This is a genomic window from Polaromonas sp., from assembly GCF_039932935.1.
Taxonomy (GTDB): Bacteria; Pseudomonadota; Gammaproteobacteria; order Burkholderiales; family Burkholderiaceae_C; genus Polaromonas.
Genome location: NZ_JBDTPB010000023.1, coordinates 1 through 18,453, shown reverse-complemented (window position 1 = coordinate 18,453; position 18,453 = coordinate 1). Strand labels below are relative to the sequence as shown.

Genomic DNA, 18,453 nt, shown 5'->3' with positions numbered 1-18,453 from the left:
GCCGCCGACGAAGTGGCCCGCCAGATGCGCCTGCGCGACCTGGGCGGCCTGATCGTCATCGACTTCATCGACATGGAAGAGTCGCGCAACCGCCGCGACGTGGAAAACCGCCTGCGCGACGCGCTGCGCCAGGACCGCGCCCGCGTGCAGTTCGGCACCATCAGCAAGTTCGGCCTGATGGAAATGAGCCGCCAGCGCCTTCGCCCCGCCCTGTCGGAAGGCGCTTCGATTCCCTGCCCGCGTTGCGGCGGCTCCGGCCACATCCGCGACACCGAAAGCTCGGCGCTGCAGATCCTGCGCATCATCCAGGAAGAATCTCTCAAGGACAGCACGGCCTCGGTGCTGTGCCAGGTTCCGGTCGACGTGGCCTCGTTCCTGCTCAACGAAAAGCGTTCCGAGATCGCCAAGATCGAAGTCAAGCAGCGCATCAATGTGCTCTTGGTCCCCAACAAGACGCTGGAAACCCCCAATTACCGCCTGGAACGCCTGAAACACGACGACCCGCGCCTGGACAACATCGAAGCCAGCTACAAGATGGCCGACGAAGTTGAAGATCCGACGACGGTCACACGCCGCAGCCAGGAAAAGCACAACAAGCAGGAACCGATCATCAAGGGTGTTCTGCCTGACGCGCCCGCGCCCGTCGCGCCGCCCAAGCCGGAAGTTGTTGCTGCTGCGCAAGCCGCGCCCAAGCCCCAGGCACGCCGACCCGCTCCGGCAGCACCAGCCCCCGCTGAAAAAGGCTTCTTCGGCTGGATCAAGAGCCTGTTCGGCGCTGCGGAAGCGCCGGCGCCCGCGCCTGCTGCCAAGGAAGTGAAAAAAGATGAACGCGGCGAAGGCCGGCGTGAAGGCCGTCCTGACGGGCGCGGTGAACGTTCCGAGCGTGGCGGCGAACGCGGAGGCCGTGAAGGTCGCCGCGGTGGCCGTGGACGCAGCGAAGGTCGTGGCGAAGGTCGTGGCGGTGAAGGCCGCGGCGAAAATCGCGAGGGCCGCGAAGCGCGCCCCGAGGGCCGTGGCGAAGGCCGCCCTGAGGGCCGTAATGAAGGCCGCGGTGGCGAACGCCGCGAGCGCAACCCTGAAGGCCGCAACGAAGCCGGCCGTCAGGAACGCCCCGCTGGTGAAACCCGCGGCGAAGGCCAAAATACCGGCGACCAGCCCCGCAGCGAAAACCCCGGTCGCGAAGGCCGCGGCCGCCGCGAGCGTGGTGAGCGCAATGAACGTGGAGAACGCGGTGGTGAACGCATCCAGCGCGACCCCGCAGAGCAGGACCTCGCACTGGCCAACCAGGCCGCCATGGCAGCCGCCATGGGCGGTGAAGCCGCCGAGCCGCGCCAGGAGCGCGCACCGCAAGACGGCGAACGCCAGCAGGGCAACCGTGAGCCGCGTGGAGAACGTGGAGAGCGCGGCGAAGGCCGCCCACGCGGTGACCGCAACGGCCGCCGCAATGACCGCCGTGGTGACCGTCCTGAAGGCGGCGCGGAAGGCCAGAACGCTGGTGCTGAAGGCGCCGCCGCCGGCTTCAATCCTGAAGCCGTTGCTGCAGCCCCCGTGCTGGACGACGCCGGCAATGTGATCGCTCCGGTGCAAAACGGCCAAGGCGATGAACAACGCCAGCCGCGCGAACGCCGCAGCCGCGACCGCTATGGCCGTGACCGGCGCGAACGCGGTGAAAACGGTGAGCGCAACGAGCAACCTCTTGAGGTCGGCGCACCCGCCGTCCAAGGCGAGTTTTTAGAGCCAAATCAGCCGCCAGCCCAGGAGCAGCGTGCGCCAGCAGCTACTGAATTTGTAGCACCTGCCCCGGCGGTCATGCCTGTTGCAGCGCCTGCTCCTGCGTATGTCGCGCCGGTAGTCGCCGCTGCGCCGGCACCCGTTGCGGCACCCCGGCCTGCACCCGCACCGGCTGCAGCCGCTGCACCGGCGCCAGTGGCTGCCAGCCTGCCCAAGGTCCAGTCGTACGACTTGCCCCTGCAAGAACTGGCGCAAGTGGCCCAGTCTTCAGGCCTGCAATGGGTCAACTCCGACTCAGCCAGGATTGCGGAAGTCCAGGCGGCGATAGCGTCCGAAGCCAAGCCTGTGCATGTGCCGCGCGAGCGTCCACCGGTGGCGCTGGCCGATGAAGGCCCGCTGGTATTGGTCGAAACCAAACGTGACCTGGGCGCGATGACGCTGCCCTTTGAGAAGTCACCAGAGGCATAACCAGAGGTATAAGCTGAACGCCTGAACGTTCGCTCTCGGCCACTTGCCTGGCTGAACATGTAAAAAGGCCCGCATGCGGGCCTTTTTCTTTGCGCTGCTGATCTCCATCGCGTGTTCCACGGTGGCCGGCTGCGCCGAGGCGAAAACGTGGCGGGAGGGTTCGAGAAAGAAAGCAAGGCAGGCGCCCGGCAGCAGGCGATGCTCGATGCAACGCGTCAATGCACGCGCCGAACCTGAACCAGGCAAGAAAAAGGAAAGAAGAAAAGAAGGCAAACGCCGAGCGCAAATCAGCGCCCGAAAACCGGCCCGCCGCTAGATCTGCGCAGCCCGTTTATAGGCTTGCGCCGCACCCGCTTCGTCCTCGCGCTGCTCGGCGAGCAGGGCCAGCGCACGCCATGCGTTGCGGTTCAGCGTGACATCTTGCAGGGCGGGCGCGGCCTGCGACAGCAGTTGCCGCGACTTGCCCCAGAGCTGGCGGCTCAGGCAGGCCATGCCCGCCAGGTACTGCAGGTTGGCATCGCGCGGACGGTTGAGCTGGGCGTTCTCAATGCGCGCCAGCCAGGCGGCGTCCAGTGAATCCAGGCCGGCCTCCAGCACCCCGATCAGCTTGATGCGCAGGTTGTCGCCAATGTCGGAGCGCGGCTGCATCATGCGGTCCCAGACCTGCAGCAGCCAGCTGCGCGCCAGCTCAGGGTCGCCGTGCAGCGCCATCAGGCGCGACGCCGCATGCACCACCAGCTCGGGCATGGCGCGTTCGGTTTCATCCAGAGAGAACCAGGCCTGCTGCAGTTGCGCCGGGTCGTGCGCGTCGTTCAGCAGCTCCAGCGCCAGGCCACGCACAATGCTCTGCGCCGCTGCCTGTGAAAAAGCGCGGTGTTTGGCCAGCAGGCGTGCCGTTTCCAGCGCCTGTGACGTGTGCCGCGCATGGCGCGAGGCGCGCAGCTTCATGCGCAGGGCCAGCGTTCGGCGCGAGGCGCCCTGCGGAAGCTCACCCAGCCAGTCAAGCGCCGCACCGGCATCGCGGTCGTCCAGGGCCCAGCGGGCCGCGCGGAACTGCACGCCTTCGCGCACTTCCTGCGCATGGCGTGCCGACGAGCTCTGCAGCGCCAGTTGCAGGTGCTGGTCGCGCAGGCCTTTGTTTTGTAGCGACTGCGCAGCTTCAGCCACCAGAAGGTGCGCCAGCGAACGCAACTGGTTGCCGCGGCTGGCGCTGTGACCCGTGACATGGCCGGACTGGTCGGCCAGCAGGTCCAGGCTTTTTGCCTGCGCCAGCGCGTTCTGCGCGGACTTGGTCGACCGGATGTAACGCCCCGCCAGCAGATGCGCCAGGGAATCCATGAGCGCGCCGTACATCGCACGCTCTTTTTGCTGTGCACGCCAGCGCCTGGCTTCCGCCGGCAGCGAGAACACGGCCGACAAGGCGCGCAAGGCCAGGTACAACACCAGGAACAGCGCGGCCAGCAGCATGACCATCAGGTTGAATGAAATATCCACCCGGTGCGGCGGCCAGAAAATGGTGACCACCGCCTGGTTGTTGCCCGCGAACAAGGCCACGGCAACGGCTACACCAAACAAGGCCATCAGCCAGAGGGCGGCGCGCATGCTGTGTCCTGCCTTCCCGCTCAGCGGCCGGCGGCCGCTGTGGCCAGTGCGGCCATGGTTTCGTCCAGGCGCGGCAGCTCGCTGGTTTTCAGCTGCCCCTGCACCTGGGCCAGCAGCTGCGCCGCGGTCTGCGTCTTGCGCGACGACGCATCGAAATATTTGCCCAGCCAGGCACTGGCGCTGGCGAGGTCGGCGCGCACTGAATCCGTCTGGCGCGACAACAGGCCCAGCCGCGCGTTCAGCAGGCGCAGCTTGAGGTTTTCGCGCAGGAAGAAGGACTGCTCGGGCGACAGCAGCGCTGCCTCGGGCTGGTCAATCCGGCTCACGCGCAGCAGTTTGCGTGCTTCTTCGCGCAGGTTATCGAGTGTGCGCTGCGACCAGGCATTGAGTGCCAGCTTGTCAAAGACCAGCATGGAAGGCTTGCCGGCAGACGCCGCTGCCGATGCCGCTGTACGGGGCGCGGAAGCCGGGCCGGTGGGCGCAGGTGCTGCACGCGCGCCGGCCGCCGCCATGGCGTTGGCCACCGGCAACTCATCGGCCATGCGGGCCAGCTCATCGAGCTTCAACATCAGAACCGGTACGTCGGTCAGCGTGGCGGCCCTGATGCGGTCCATGTCTTTGGCAATGGCCCGCTGCAAAGGGTTCAAGCGAGGCTGGGCGGCACGCGACAAGCGCTGGTCGGCCGACTTGAGCGCGGCCAGCAGGGGTTCGGCACTGCCGGTCAGCTGGGCTTGCTGCTGGGCCAGCCGCAGCGCGGACTCCACATCGACCACCAGGTTTTCGTCCCGCGAACGCGACAGGCTCTGCATGAGCTCTTCGAGCTGGGTGCGCTGCAAGCTGACTTCGCTGATGCGGGTTTCCTGAATGGCCAGCCGTGCGGCGAGGTCGCGCGTGCCTTCCTGCGCCTGGCGCGCCAGCGTGCGCGCTTCAATCGCCTGCGCGCCGGAGTCAATGCTGCGGCGGGCGAGTTCTTCCTGGATATTGCCGAGCTTTTGCCACAGCAGGCCGCTGACCAGCAGGCCCGCGGCCGCGAGCACTGCAACCAGCAGCGCCCACTTGCGGGGCACCAGCCAGGCGTCCGGGGTCACCGGCTGCAGCGTCGCCGGGACCAGCGCACGCTCCAGCACGGGCTCGTCGGCGGACGCGGAAGAAGAGGGCTGGGCTGTTTGGCTGTCACTCATGGATAAAGAGATTCTATCGAGCGCAGAGCGCCCCCAATGTCCTTGAGGGCGGGGCGTGACGCCACAACAACACCCCAGCCGGCAGCCCGCACGGCATCGGCAATACGCGGATGCGTGGCGACGGCACGGGCGCGGCCCCAGTCCAGCCCGGCCAGCGCGGGCAAGGCCATCAGATGGGCCAGCGCCTCAGAGCTGCTGAAGAGCCAGACCGAGCCGTCGGCGCTGGCAGCGCGCGCTCGCTGAAGCTGCGCCGGCTCAAGCACCGGCACGCAACGCCGGTAGACGCCCACAAAATCCACCTGCGCGCCGGCGGTTTTCCACTGTCGGGCGATCCAGTCGCGCCCCGAAGAGGCCGCGGCCTCCGCGGCCGTGCTGCTTGCCCCACGCACCACCAGCACCCGCTTGCCTTGCCAATCGTGCCGACCAATCACCGCCCACAGCGCTTCCGAGTCAAACTGCGTCGCATCGGCGGGCGGCGCGTCGATCTGCCCGGCCGGAACCCCAGCCGCCAACAAAGCCGCCACAGTGCCTGGGCCGGGCGCCAAAAAGCGCGGGGTGGGCGGCCATTTCGCTCCGGCATCTGCTACGTTATTGATAGCTGGTTGCGCTCTTCCCGTCTGGGCTAGAGCCACTTTTTCTTTAAAAAAATGTTCCACCGCGTTGCCGCTGACAAACATGCAGGCTGCGTACTGGTGCAGGGTTTGCCAGGCGCGCTCCAGCGCAGCCTGGTCTAGCGCGGGTGCGATCGCAATCAGGGGCAACGCCTCGGCGGCAAAGCCTTCCTGCTGCAGTTGCTGCACCCAATGATGGGCGTCCTGCGCGGGCCGCGTGACCAGCACGCTAGCCACAGCGCGACCCGGAAGCAACGCTGCCAGCGGCATCAGGCGCCCGCAGTTTTACCGGCCCATACGGCACCGCCGGTGCGCAGCCGCGCCGCAACGCATTCACCCAGCGCCTCGGCTTCAGAAAAGTTGCGCACCACAGCCGTTTCGCTCACTCTCACCAGAGGCGCGAGCGGACCTGGAGCGGTGGATCCCGCTTCAGCGGTCGCCGGGTCGCCCCAGGCCGCATTGAGCTGCATGGCCTCTTCGACGCCGGCAGCCCCCTGCGTGAAGGCTGCCAGCGGCATCGAACAGCTACCCCCCATGGCGCGCGACACCGTGCGCTCGGCCGTCACCGCCAGCCAGGTCGGCTGGTGCGCCAGCGCGGCCAGCGCGGCTATCAGGTCGGCGCGGTCGGCGCGCACTTCAATACCCAGCGCGCCCTGCCCTGCGGCCGGCAGCATGTCAGCCGGCTCAAAGGTGCAGCGGATACGCGACGCCAGCCCCAGGCGCTTCAGGCCCGCGGCTGCCAACACGATGGCGTTGTACTGGCCTTCGTCGAGCTTGCGCAGCCGCGTGTCGAGGTTGCCGCGCAGCGGCTGTATGACGAGGTCGGGCCGCAAGGCCTTGAGCAATACCAGCCGGCGCAGGCTCGAGGTGCCCACCACCGCGCCCTGCGGCAGCTCCGCCAGCGTGGTGAATTGGTTAGAGACAAAAGCATCGCGGGGGTCTTCACGTTCCAGCACGCACGCCAGCGCAAAGCCGTCGGGCAGGTCCATCGGCACGTCTTTCAGCGAATGCACCGCCAGGTCGGCGCGGCCTTCGCTCAGCGCGACCTCGAGTTCCTTGACGAACAGGCCCTTGCCGCCGACCTTGCTGAGCGAACGGTCCAGGATCTGGTCACCCTGAGTGGTCATGCCCAGCAATTCGACACGCCAGCCCAGGCGCGACTCGAGCAGCGCCTTGACATGTTCGGCCTGCCACATCGCCAGGCGGCTTTCGCGGGTGGCAATGACCACTTTCATGGCATTCGGGCTGGGTTGAAACGCTGCAGACACTCGTAACCTGTTTGTAATACTTGGGGGAAGTGAATGCTAGCATGCAGGGCTCCAGAACTAGAGGGTAGAGATGGTCACTTCCACGCGCGCCAAAAAGAACAGTTCCCACACCAACACGGCCGGCACCGAAGCAGTGGCGCCCAAGGCATCGGCCAGGGCAAGGGACAACGAACGCCCACTGGTTGAAGACATCCGCCTGCTGGGGCGCATCCTGGGGGACGTGATCCGCGAGCAGGAAGGCGTTGCCGCCTATGAGCTGATCGAGCAGGTGCGCAAGCTCTCCGTCAGCTTCCGGCGCGATGCCGACCCCGAAGCTGACAAGGCGCTGAAGAAGTTGCTCAAAAGCCTCTCGGCCGACCAGACCGTCAGCGTGATCCGCGCCTTCACCTATTTCAGTCACCTCGCCAACCTCGCCGAAGACCGCCACCACATCCGCCGCCGCGCCGTGCACGAGCGCGCAGGCGACACACAGGAAGGCAGCATCGACGTGGCGCTGGCCCGCCTGCGCTGGGCCGGCATTTCGACCAAAACCATTTCGACCACCCTGGCACACAGCTTTGTCTCGCCGGTTCTCACCGCCCACCCCACTGAAGTGCAGCGCAAAAGCATTTTGGACGCCGAGCGCGACATCGCCCTTTTGCTGACCGCGCGCGACGACATCAAGGCGCTGGCGCAAGCCGTCAACGCCGCCAAGGACGCGCTCACGCCGCGCGAGCTGGCCGCCAACGAAGCACAGCTCCGTGCCCGCGTCATGCAGCTCTGGCAAACGCGGCTGCTGCGGTTTTCCAAGCTGACCGTGGCCGATGAGATCGAAAACGCGTTGAGTTATTACGAAGCCACTTTCCTGCGCGAGATCCCCAAGCTCTACGCCAACCTGGAACGCGAACTCGGCAACCACCCGGTACACAGCTTTCTGCGCATGGGCCAGTGGATAGGCGGCGACCGCGATGGCAACCCCAACGTCAGCGCCGACACCCTGAACTACGCGCTGGGCCGGCAAGCCGAAGTGGCGCTGCGTCACTACCTCACCGAGGTGCATTTTCTGGGCGGTGAACTCTCGCTCTCGGCCATGCTGGTCGACTTCAGCCCCCAGATGCGGCTGCTGGCCGAAAGCTCGCCCGACACCAGCGAGCATCGCAAAGACGAACCCTATCGGCGCGCCCTGACCGGCGTCTACGCCCGCCTGGCCGCCACCCTGAAAGACCTGACCGGCGGCGATGCAGCGCGCCATGCCGTGGCGCCGCAAAATGCCTACAAAAAATCCGAAGACTTTCTGGCCGATCTGCGCACCATCGAGGCCTCGCTTAAGGCTCACCACGGCGAAGCGCTGGTTGCCCAGCGCCTGCACCCGTTGATCCGCGCCGTCGAAGTGTTCGGTTTTCACCTCGCCACCGTCGACCTGCGTCAGAGTTCCGACAAACACGAAGAGGTGGTGGCCGAGCTGCTGGCCGTCGCACGCATTGAGACGCGCTACAGTGGCCTGGACGAAGACAGCAAGCGCCAATTGCTGATCGGCCTGCTCAACGAGGCCCGGCCGCTGCGTGTGGTCGGCAGCAACTACTCGGCGCACACGCAAGGTGAACTTGCCATTTTTGAAGCGGCGCGCAAAGCACGCGCACTGTTTGGCAAGGAATCGATACGCCACTACATCATCAGCCACACAGAGACGGTGAGCGACCTGCTTGAAGTGCTGCTGCTGCAAAAGGAAGTCGGCCTCATGCACGGCACGCTCGACAGCCATGCGACCAACGACCTCATCGTCGTGCCGCTTTTCGAGACCATTGAAGACCTGCGCAACGCCGCGCCCATCATGCGAGAGTTCTATGCCCTGCCCGGCATCGCGCAGCTGGTCAAACGCAGCGGCGCCGAGCAGGACATCATGCTCGGCTACTCCGACAGTAACAAGGACGGCGGCATCTTCACCAGCAACTGGGAGCTCTACCGCGCTGAAATTGCGCTGGTTGAGCTGTTCGATGTGATGGCCGGCCGGGTCGCCGGGCCGCCCCAAGACCAGGCAGCCCCCTCGGGGGGCAGCGCATTACACGCCGTGAAAAGCGTGGGGGCCCGTGAAACGCACAACATCCAGCTGCGCATGTTCCACGGCCGCGGCGGTACCGTGGGCCGCGGCGGCGGCCCCAGCTACCAGGCCATCCTGGCGCAGCCACCCGGCACGGTGCGGGGGCAGATCCGCCTGACCGAACAAGGCGAAGTGATTGGCTCCAAGTACGCCAATCCGGAAATCGGCCGGCGCAACCTGGAAACGCTGGTGGCCGCCACGCTGGAGGCCACCCTGCTGCAGCCGACCAAGCCCGCCACCAAAGCGTTCCTGCAGGCTGCCGCCGAGCTGTCACAGGCCAGCATGGCGGCCTACCGCAACCTGGTCTATGAAACCCCGGGCTTTACCGAGTACTTCTTTGGCTCCACGCCGATCCGCGAAATTGCGGAGCTCAACATCGGCTCACGCCCGGCCTCTCGCAAAGCCTCGCAAAAAATTGAAGACCTGCGCGCAATACCCTGGGGGTTCAGCTGGGGCCAGTGCCGCCTGACCCTGCCCGGCTGGTACGGTTTCGGCTCGGCCATCGAGCAATTTCTGCAGCAGGGCGGTACGCCCGTCAGCCGCAGGGAAGCGCTGGCATTGCTGCAGAAGATGTACAAGCAGTGGCCGTTTTTCCGCACGCTGCTCAGCAACATGGACATGGTGCTGGCCAAAAGTGACCTAGCGCTGGCTTCGCGCTATTCGGAACTGGTGAGTGACGCGCGCCTGCGCAAAAAAATCTTCAGCGCGATCGAGTCCGAATGGCACCGGACGGCCGAGGCACTAACCCTGATCACCGAAGAGAGGCAGCGGCTGGCAGGCAATGCCGCCCTGCAGCGGTCCATCCGCCACCGTTTTCCCTATATCGACCCCCTGCATCATCTGCAGGTGGAACTGGTGCGGCGCTACCGGGCCGGCCAGGCCGACCAGCGGGTACAAACCGGCATTCACATTTCCATCAACGGCATTGCGGCCGGCCTGCGAAATACGGGCTAGACACCAGCCGCCGCTTGCCGCTTCGCAAGGCGTTAGCTGGTGCATTTGGCGCCCTCAATCGCTATTGAATTGATAGCTTTCGGCGCGCGCCAGCATTGAGTTAAAGCCGATTTTTGTACCCCAAAATCGGTGCATTGAAGCGTGTGACGCGCTGCCACAAACCAGCCCCTGCGACGGTCTTGCCAACCCCAACTCACGCTCGAAATCGCACACCCGGGCTGCGTGTGTAGGCTTTGTCCTAGACAAACTCCAGCGTCTTCCGATGGCGCCCTCCGGTACCTGTGCGTAGCATGTGTATGACACGGAGCAATACGGGCCTGTCGCCTCAAACATTGCCCAAACCAAGCTTACCCCGGAGCGCAAAATCATGACTACCCTGGAGATCATGGCCGACTCACCGTCTGCCATTCAAAACGATTTTGTTTCCACCGACGCCGCTGACCTGGCGTCGCACATGGACCAATGCGCGAGTTCGCGCGGCCGGTTCTTCTCACTTCACTCCGGCCTGCAGTCGGCGCACTCGCTGGCGTCGCCGCGCATCGTCACAGTCGCGGCGGTACTGGCTATTTTTTGTGGCCTCTTAGCCCTCGCCTGAGCGCGTGACCACCGCTGTCCTTGAGCGGCTGGACACTCTAAGCGCCTACGCCCGGCAGCTACTGGCCTCACGCCAGGGTGCCGCAGAGCAACCCATTCGCGCCGAACTTTTCGGTGCCCAGCGTTTTGAGGAGCACGGCCGCAGCCTGGCCGCGGCCCAGCCCATACGGCCTGCAGGCATCCCCGACACGGGGCCGCCGTTTTTCCCGCGCGTGCAGGAAAACATTGCCGCGATACGGCTGGCCTACGACTACATTGCCCTGACCTCGCGCAGCGGCCACTACGTGACGCCGGCAGCCGAGTGGCTGCTCGACAATTTCCATCTGGTTGAAGCCCAGTTGCAGCAGATTCAGGATGGCGTTCCGCACCGGTACTACGCGGACCTGCCCAAACTGGCCAGCAAACCCCTTGAAGGCTTGCCCCGGGTCTACGGGATTGCATGGGCCTACATTGCACACACCGACAGCGTGCTGGACCCGGTGCTCTTCACGGCTTTTCTGCACGCCTACCAGGAGATCAGCGAACTCAACCTGGGTGAACTCTGGGCGCTGCCGACCACCTTGCGCGTGGTTCTGCTGGAAAACCTGCGCCGCATGGCTGACCGCATTGCGTGGAACAAGGTCGCCCGCGAAGTGGCCCATGCGGCCTGGGACAAGGCCGATGCACTGAGCCTGCAGGAGCTCGACGAGCTGCACACCCTCATGCAGGCCCATGGCCTTGAACGCAGCTATCTCACGCAGCTGTGGCAACGCATGCCCGCCGAGCGCGCCGAGCCGGATTCGTCGTCGTCAAGCGCCCTGGCGCACTGGTGCGAAAAGCACTGCAGCGACGCCCTCGGCATGATCGGCGAAGGGCAAACCGTTCAGGTCGCAGCCAATCTGACCGTCAGCAACATCATCACCACCCTGCGGCTCATCGGCCAGGTCGAGTGGATGGAACTGATTGAGCCCGTGAGCCATTCCCTGCAGGTCTTGCGGCGCATTCCGAGTTTTTCCCATGAAAGCGAGATGACGCGCCAGCAGATCACACGCGCCATGGAAAGACTGGCGCAGCACAGCGGAAAATCCGAGCGCGCGGTGGCCGAAGCGGTATTGGCGGCGGCACACCAGCCCGACAACGCTCCCGCGGCGCGCACTGCCGGCTACTATTTGATGGGACCGGGCCGTCCCGCGCTGGAGGCCGCGCTGCAGCCCTCTGCCGGTTCGCGTCCTCCGGCGCCTTCTGGTGAGAGGTCTCATGCATGGCGCCTGCCGCTGTTTGCGGCGGCCTGGCTGGCCGGCACCGCCGCACTGCTGACATGGGCCGCACATCCGCTGGCAGAGCTGCACTGGCAGGCCTGGGTGGCAGTTTTCCTGATGGCCTGGCCGGCATCGGAAGCCGTCGTCGCGCTGATTCATCGACTCATCGCCGAGTCCACACGCATACAGCCGCTGGCCCGCCTTGACTTCAACACAGGCATTCCGGCCGAACACCGCGTGCTGGTGGTGATCCCTTCCATGCTGACGTCAGTGTCCGCGAACAGCGAGCTGGTGCACCGCCTGCAGCTGCACTGGCTCGCCAGCCGTGAGACCCATGCGCAATTCGCTCTGCTGACCGACTGGGGCGATGCCGACACCGAGAGCGTTGCCGGTGATGCCGGGCTGCTGGAGGACGTGCTGGCCAAACTGCGCGCACTCAACGCAACCTACCCGGTCAACACCGGCTCGCCGGCCAGGTTTTTGCTGCTGCACCGCCCGCGCAGCTGGTCTGCCACAGAGCGCCGATGGATCGGGTCGGAGCGCAAGCGCGGCAAACTCGAAACGCTTCTGCGGCAACTGGCGGGAGATACCGCACCGGCGTTTCTACCGGTCGGCGACGACTTGCGCCTGGCACAGGGCATCCGCTATGTCCTGACGCTGGACAGCGACACCGGCCTGCCGCCCGGTAGCCTGCGCGAGCTGGTCGCCATCGCCGCGCACCCGCTCAACACCCCGCAGGTCGACCCCGACACGCGGCGCGTCGTGGCCGGCTACGGCATCCTGCAGCCCCGCGTGGCCTTACCGCTGCCGGCCCACCACGAACGCTCGCCGTTTCATACCCTGTTTGCGGGGCAGCGCGGTCTGGACCCCTACAGCAACGGCACCTCCGACCTCTACCAGGACGTGTTCGGCATGGGCAATTTCATCGGCAAGGGCTTGCTGCATGTCGAGGCCGTGCACGCCGTGCTGGACCGCCGCCTGCCCGATGACGCCATCCTGAGCCATGACCTGCTGGAAGGCAGCATTGCCCGCTGCGGCTACGCCGGCGACGTCGTGTTGATGGAAGACCACCCCCATCACGCCGGCGTTGCGGCCTCACGCGTACATCGCTGGACACGCGGCGACTGGCAGTTGCTGCCGCTGATGCTGCACGCAAGACGCTACAGCATTGACGCCCTGGGCCTCTGGCGCATGGCAGACAACCTGCGCCGCTCGCTAATTGCTCCGGCCTGCTTCGCACTGCTGACCTGGACACTTTTTACCGATGCGCTGCCCGTCTGGACTGCGCTGGTTTTCACCTTGCTGGCATTCCTCACCGGCCCGTTGACGGGTGCCCTGGCAGGCTTGGTTCCGACGCGGCGTGGCATCGCCTGGGGACACTTTTTTGACGTCGGCATGCGCGACGTGGGGCGTAGCCTGGCCCAGGCGCTTTGGCAATTGAGCCAATTGGCGGACCTGGCGGTCATGTCGCTGGATGCGATCACACGGGCGGTCTGGCGTATGGCAGTCAGCCGCCGCCATCTGCTGCAGTGGACCACTGCGGCCCAGGCACAGGCTGCCGCCCGCTACACGCCGGGGGCATTTTTTCGCAGCCATGCTTTGGCGTCGGTGCTGTGCCTGGCGCTGGCCGTAGCCGCTTGCTGGGGCCCGCACCCGCTGGCCGGCCTGGCAATTTTTGTGGGTTGGGCACTGGCGCCCGCAGTCGCCTGGTGGGGCAGCAGGCCGGCCGTCCACGCACCCGACCTGTCACCGAACTCTGCCGACCGCGCCTACCTCATGAAGCTGGCGGCCCAGACCTGGCATTTCTTTGAACGCTGCGTCGGCCCCGAGGACAACTACTTGCCGCCCGACAATTTGCAGATGGAGCCGGAGCCCACCATCGCCCACCGTACCTCGCCGACCAACATCGGCCTGTACCTGATGGCGGCCGCCTGCGCACGCGAGTTCAACTGGATATCAACCGCCGAATTGATCACACGGCTGAGTGCCACGCTGGGCACGGTCGAAGCACTGCCCAAACACCAGGGCCACCTGCTGAACTGGTACGAAACCCGGTCGCTGCAGGTGCTGCCGCCCTCCTATGTGTCCACGGTGGACAGCGGCAACCTGGCGGGCCATCTGCTGGCCGTCGCGCAATGCGTTCGCCAGCTGGCCGCACAGGCGGCAACTTCGCCGGAGGAGTCCGGCGAGCTCCTGGCACTGGGGGCGCGCTGCGAACAACTCTTCGCGGCAATGGATTTCAGCGGCCTTTACAGCCCCAAGCGCCACCTGTTTCACATCGGCCTGCGGGTACACGAGCAGGCGCTCGATGCCAGTTACTACGACCTCATAGCCTCGGAATCGCGACTGACCAGTTTCCTGGCAATCGCCAAAGGCGACGTGCCGCGGCGCCACTGGCTGGCGCTGGGCCGCGCGTTCCTCACAGTCGGCGTAACGCCCGGCCTCAAATCCTGGTCGGGCTCGATGTTTGAGTACCTGATGCCTTCGCTGGTCATGAATGAGCCCGACGAGGGCCTGCTGCATATTTCCGGCCTCGCCGCCGTCAAGGAGCAGCAGGCCTACGGTGAAGCGCAAGCCCTGCCTTGGGGCGTTTCAGAGTCGGCCTATTTCGGGCAAGACCATACGCTGGCCTATCAGTACTCTCCCTTTGGTGTGCCGCGCCTCGCCTTGCGCCGCACCCCACCGGCCGACCGCGTCGTGGCGCCTTACGCGAGCATTTTGGCAACGCAGTTCACACCGCAAGAGGCCGTGGCCAACCTGCGCCAGCTTGAGCAATGGGGCGCACGCGGCGAATACGGCTTTGCGGACGCGCTGGACTTCACCGTGGCACGGCAACCGGGCGCGCAGGCGATGAGCCTGGTCAATACCTACATGGCGCACCACCAGGGCATGTCGCTGGTGGCGCTGTGCAATGTGTTGTGCGGTGAGGCGCCGCGCCGCTGGTTCGGCTCGGCGCCGCTGGTGCAGGCTTTTGAGTCGCTGCTGCATGAAAAAACACCGCGCCAGATCATCGAAAGCGCCGACCCGCGCGCACTGCCCGAACCGGAAGAACCGGTCGAAGCACGGCTCTACCATGCACGCGAAGTGGACCCCGCCACATCGGAGTGGCAGCCTACCCAGCTGCTGTCCAACGGGCGCTACAGCGTGGCCTTGCGTGCCAATGGCGCGGGTCTCAGCCGCTGGCGTGCCGACGGCAAGACCTACACCATCAGCCGCTGGCGCGATGACCTGCTGCGCGACACCTGCGGCACCTTTATCTACGTTCGTCCGTCCGGCGAGGACCACGCCTGGTCCCTGACGCAGCATCCGGCGCCGCACCCTGACTGGCAGTACCGGGCAACCTTTTTGCCCGACCGCGTGCAGTTCGACATGCATTCCGAACAGCTGGAGGCGAGCACCCGCGTCCTGGTAAGCCCCGAAGACGACACCGAAATGCGCAGCCTCACCCTGCGCAACCTGTCCGATGCGGAAATGACGCTCGACGTGATTTCGTGCTTTGAAGCCGTGTTGACCGACCCGCGCGCCGACGAAGCCCATCCGGCTTTTTCCAACCTCTTTGTCCAGACGCAGTGGCATGCCGATTGGCGCGCCCTGCTGCTGACGCGCAAGGCCCGCCTGCACGGCGACCCGGCCATGGCGGTGGCGCATTTCCTGGCCAATTCGGAAGCCAATGTGCGGGCCGTGGATTTCATCTCGGACCGCCGCGCCTTTCTGGGGCGTAACCGCGAACCCGGGCAGCCGGCTCTTCAGGCCGAAGCACGGGGCCGGGACGGCTCGCCCATCAATGGACTGGACCCGGTGGCGGGCTTGCGGCTGCGCATACGCATTCCCGCCGGCGGCGTGGCCCGGCTCAGTTTTGCCACAGCCGCCGCATCCACACGCGACGAGCTGGTGGCGCGCATCGACAAATACCTGCAACCCATGCATGTGGAGCGCGCCACCCGCATGGCCGCCACGCTGGCCCAGGTGCGTCTGCGCGACCTCGGGGTCGACCCTGAGGAGAACGCCGCACTGCAGGACCTCAACACCGCGTTGATGTACAGCTGCGCGCGGCCCATGGCCGAACGCGGCCTGCTGGACCAGCGCCAACTTTGGCGATTCGGCATTTCGGGCGACAAACCCATCGTGCTGGTGCTTATTCACTCCAGCAACGGCATGGCGCTGGTTCACTCGTTGCTCAGAGCCCAACCCTGGTGGAGTTTCTGCGGATTGGGTACCGATGTGGTGATCCTCAACAGCGAGGCCAATTCCTACCTGATGCCCCTGCAACGCGACATCCTGGCGCTGCGCGACCGTACGCTTCAGCAAACCGAAAACAGTTTTCCGCGCAGCGACGCGGGCGGTTTTTACCTGCTGCGCGACCAGGAAATCGCGCCTTCCGAAAAGGCCGCATTGACCGGGCTGGCACGCGTGGTTCTGGTGGCGGACGGCAGGCCGCTGGAGCAGCAGGTGGTGGCGCTGCGCGTCGCGGCCAACGCCCAGCGACGTGCGTCCCCCGCCTTGCCTTCAATGCCTTCATTGCCTGCTGCGCCGGCGGATGCCGGGCAGCGTGAGGCGCCGCAGGCACCCCGCGCACCGCAAGGACGCTTTGACGCTGCCACAGGCGAATTCCGGTTCGACGTGGACGCCCTGCACCGGCCGCCTCGTCCGTGGGTCAACGTGATCGCAAATCCTTCTTTTGGTTTCCAGGTGTCCGAAACCGGCGCCGGCTATACCTGGGCTGTCAACAGCCGGCTGCACCAGGTCACTCCGTGGTCCAACGACCCGGTGGCGGACCCTTGCTTTGAACACTATCTGCTGCAGGACCTGGACACCCGGCAAGTGCTGGCCTTGAGCCCCACCGCGCAGCACGGCCCGGCCCCTGCCTGCCATGTGCGCCACGGGCAGGGCTATACCGTGTTCGAATGCCGGCACGGCGCCCTCAGCGCCGAGACCACCTTTTTTGCCGCCCAAAGCGACCCCGTCAAACTCGTGCAGGTCAGGCTTCACAACCAGGGCGGCAACACGCGCAGCCTGCGCGCGCTGGCCATGGTCGAATGGCAGATGGGCGCGGCACGGCATGAGCGCCGCACCGTACATGCCTGGGAAGACAAGGACAACGCACTCACGACGGTGTTTGCGCAGCAGCGCGAAAGCCGGGCCGGCTTTGGCGGCAGCACCGCGTTCCTGTCGCTCAGCGGGTTGCCCGGCACAGTGCAGTGGACCTGCGACCGAAGCGAGTTTTTCGACACGGCAGGCCGGCTTGTGTTGCCCCGGGTGCTTGGCCGGAACGCCGCCAACGGCGTGGACCCCTGCGCCGCTGTGGCCGGCGAGTTCTCGCTACTTGCAGGCCAGACGCTGGTGTTGACGTTCATGCTGGGCCACGCGGCCGATGCAGCACAGGCCGAACAACTGGCCCGCCACTGGCAGGGCCAGGACACCACGCAGGCACTGCAAGAGGTCAAGGGTTATTGGTCGGGGCTGCTGGGCAAAGTGCAGGTGCGCACGCCCGACCCGCTGTTTGACGCACTGGTCAACCGTTGGCTGCTGTACCAGACGCTGACATCGCGCCTGTGGTCCAAGGCCGGCTTCTACCAGGCTGGTGGCGCCTTCGGCTTTCGGGACCAACTGCAGGACGCCATGGCTTTCGCTCTCATTGAGCCCGAGCGCCTGCGCGCGCAAATTCTTCTCAATGCCTCGCGCCAGTTCCCTGAAGGAGACGTTCAGCACTGGTGGCATGCACCGGGCGGTGAAGGCGTGCGCACGCACTTTTCCGACGACTTGTTGTGGCTGCCCTATGCCTGCGCCTGGTATGTCCAGGTCACGGGCGACACCGGCATTCTGGACGAGCAGGTCGCCTACATCGACGGGCCGTCTATCCCTGAAGGGGCAGAAGACGCGTACTACGCACCGCAGACCAGCGGGCAAACCGCCACGGTGTTTGAGCATTGCGCCCGCACCCTGGACCGCAGTCTGGCCACCGGCACACACGGTCTTCCCCTGATGGGCACGGGAGACTGGAACGACGGCATGAACCGCGTGGGCCACGAAGGCCGCGGCGAGTCTGTCTGGCTGGGCTGGTTTTTATGCCGCGTCGTCAACGACTTCCTGCCCCTGGCAACCCTGCGCGGCGACGATGCCCGTGTGCAGCGCTGGCGCCAGGCCCGCGCTGGCTGGGTTGCCGCGCTGCACGATGCCGGCTGGGACGGCGCCTGGTTCCGCCGCGCCTATTTCGACAACGGCGCGCCGCTGGGTTCGTCGGCCAATGCCGAGTGCCGCATCGACCTGATTGCACAGGCCTGGTCGGTGCTCTCAGGCGCCTCCACCGACGCCTTCATCACCCCGGCCATGCAAGCCATGACCCGGCAGCTGGTTGATGAGGAGGCCGGTCTTTTGCGCCTGTTGACGCCCCCCCTGGAAAAGTCGGAAAACAACCCTGGCTACATCCAGGCCTACCCGCCGGGTGTGCGTGAAAACGGGGGACAGTATTCGCACGCCGCCGTCTGGGCCATGATGGCCCAGGCCGCAACAGGCGATGCCGACGCTGCGTGGCGCAGCTTCCAGGCCCTGAGCCCCGCCCATCGCAGCGAACACCCGGTACGCGGGCCGGTGTACGAGCTGGAGCCCTATGTGATGGCGGGCGACATCTACGGCGCAGCGCCCTATGTGGGCCGCGGCGGCTGGAGCTGGTACACGGGCTCGGCTGCATGGCTGCACCGCGCGGCCCTCGAAAGCATTCTGGGCCTCACG

The 18,453-nt window shown here is 66.0% G+C and carries 9 protein-coding genes; 5 read left to right on the top strand and 4 right to left on the bottom strand.

Going from position 1 to position 18,453, the window contains the following annotated elements:
• Together ABI546_RS03490 and ABI546_RS03485 are read left to right on the top strand one after the other, a co-directional pair.
• On the top strand, nt 1-2,199 hold a 2,199-nt coding region (locus ABI546_RS03490), incomplete at its 5' end, for a ribonuclease E/G (protein WP_348044152.1).
• Nucleotides 2,200-2,272: 73 nt separating this feature from the next.
• Nucleotides 2,273-2,515: a hypothetical protein gene (locus ABI546_RS03485; RefSeq protein WP_348044150.1), complete on the top strand. Its 243-nt coding sequence runs from the start codon at nt 2,273-2,275 to the stop codon at nt 2,513-2,515.
• Here ABI546_RS03485 and ABI546_RS03480 read toward each other — a convergent pair.
• Genes ABI546_RS03480 through hemC form a run of 4 tightly spaced genes read right to left on the bottom strand, consistent with a single transcriptional unit; the run spans nt 2,512 to nt 6,828 of the window.
• Nucleotides 2,512-3,801: a heme biosynthesis HemY N-terminal domain-containing protein gene (locus tag ABI546_RS03480; RefSeq protein WP_348044148.1), complete on the bottom strand. Its 1,290-nt coding sequence runs from the start codon at nt 3,799-3,801 to the stop codon at nt 2,512-2,514. The genes ABI546_RS03485 and ABI546_RS03480 overlap by 4 nt on opposite strands.
• A gap of 20 nt (nt 3,802-3,821) precedes the next feature.
• Complete coding sequence (locus tag ABI546_RS03475; protein WP_348044146.1) at nt 3,822-4,982, bottom strand: uroporphyrinogen-III C-methyltransferase; 1,161 nt, start codon at nt 4,980-4,982, stop codon at nt 3,822-3,824.
• Nucleotides 4,979-5,863 carry a uroporphyrinogen-III synthase gene (locus tag ABI546_RS03470; protein ID WP_348044144.1) on the bottom strand — a complete coding sequence of 295 codons (885 nt, stop codon included), beginning with the start codon at nt 5,861-5,863 and terminating at the stop codon, nt 4,979-4,981. Before ABI546_RS03470 ends, ABI546_RS03475 begins: the two co-directional genes overlap by 4 nt.
• Nucleotides 5,863-6,828: a hydroxymethylbilane synthase gene (hemC, locus tag ABI546_RS03465; RefSeq protein WP_348044142.1), complete on the bottom strand. Its 966-nt coding sequence runs from the start codon at nt 6,826-6,828 to the stop codon at nt 5,863-5,865. The genes ABI546_RS03470 and hemC overlap by 1 nt, the downstream gene beginning before the upstream one ends.
• A 103-nt stretch (nt 6,829-6,931) precedes the next feature.
• On the opposite strand from hemC, the gene ABI546_RS03460 reads away from it, so the two are divergent.
• The 3 genes from ABI546_RS03460 to ABI546_RS03450 all read left to right on the top strand — a co-directional run.
• Complete coding sequence (locus ABI546_RS03460) at nt 6,932-9,892, top strand: phosphoenolpyruvate carboxylase (protein WP_348044140.1); 2,961 nt, start codon at nt 6,932-6,934, stop codon at nt 9,890-9,892.
• Nucleotides 9,893-10,259: 367 nt separating this feature from the next.
• Nucleotides 10,260-10,487: a hypothetical protein gene (locus ABI546_RS03455; protein ID WP_348044138.1), complete on the top strand. Its 228-nt coding sequence runs from the start codon at nt 10,260-10,262 to the stop codon at nt 10,485-10,487.
• 4 nt (nt 10,488-10,491) lie between these two features.
• A partial coding sequence (locus ABI546_RS03450; RefSeq protein ID WP_348044136.1) for a glucoamylase family protein occupies nt 10,492-18,453 on the top strand: 7,962 nt, incomplete at its 3' end.

Excerpts from the sequence above, each read along its gene's own strand:
- ABI546_RS03485 (WP_348044150.1), top strand. The coding sequence starts at position 2,273 with ATGCGGGCCTTTTTCTTTGCGCTGCTGATCTCCATCGCGTGTTCCACG.
- ABI546_RS03480 (WP_348044148.1), bottom strand. The coding sequence starts at position 3,801 with ATGCGCGCCGCCCTCTGGCTGATGGCCTTGTTTGGTGTAGCCGTTGCC.
- ABI546_RS03475 (WP_348044146.1), bottom strand. The coding sequence starts at position 4,982 with ATGAGTGACAGCCAAACAGCCCAGCCCTCTTCTTCCGCGTCCGCCGAC.
- ABI546_RS03470 (WP_348044144.1), bottom strand. The coding sequence starts at position 5,863 with ATGCCGCTGGCAGCGTTGCTTCCGGGTCGCGCTGTGGCTAGCGTGCTG.
- hemC (WP_348044142.1), bottom strand. The coding sequence starts at position 6,828 with ATGAAAGTGGTCATTGCCACCCGCGAAAGCCGCCTGGCGATGTGGCAG.
- ABI546_RS03460 (WP_348044140.1), top strand. The coding sequence starts at position 6,932 with ATGGTCACTTCCACGCGCGCCAAAAAGAACAGTTCCCACACCAACACG.
- ABI546_RS03455 (WP_348044138.1), top strand. The coding sequence starts at position 10,260 with ATGACTACCCTGGAGATCATGGCCGACTCACCGTCTGCCATTCAAAAC.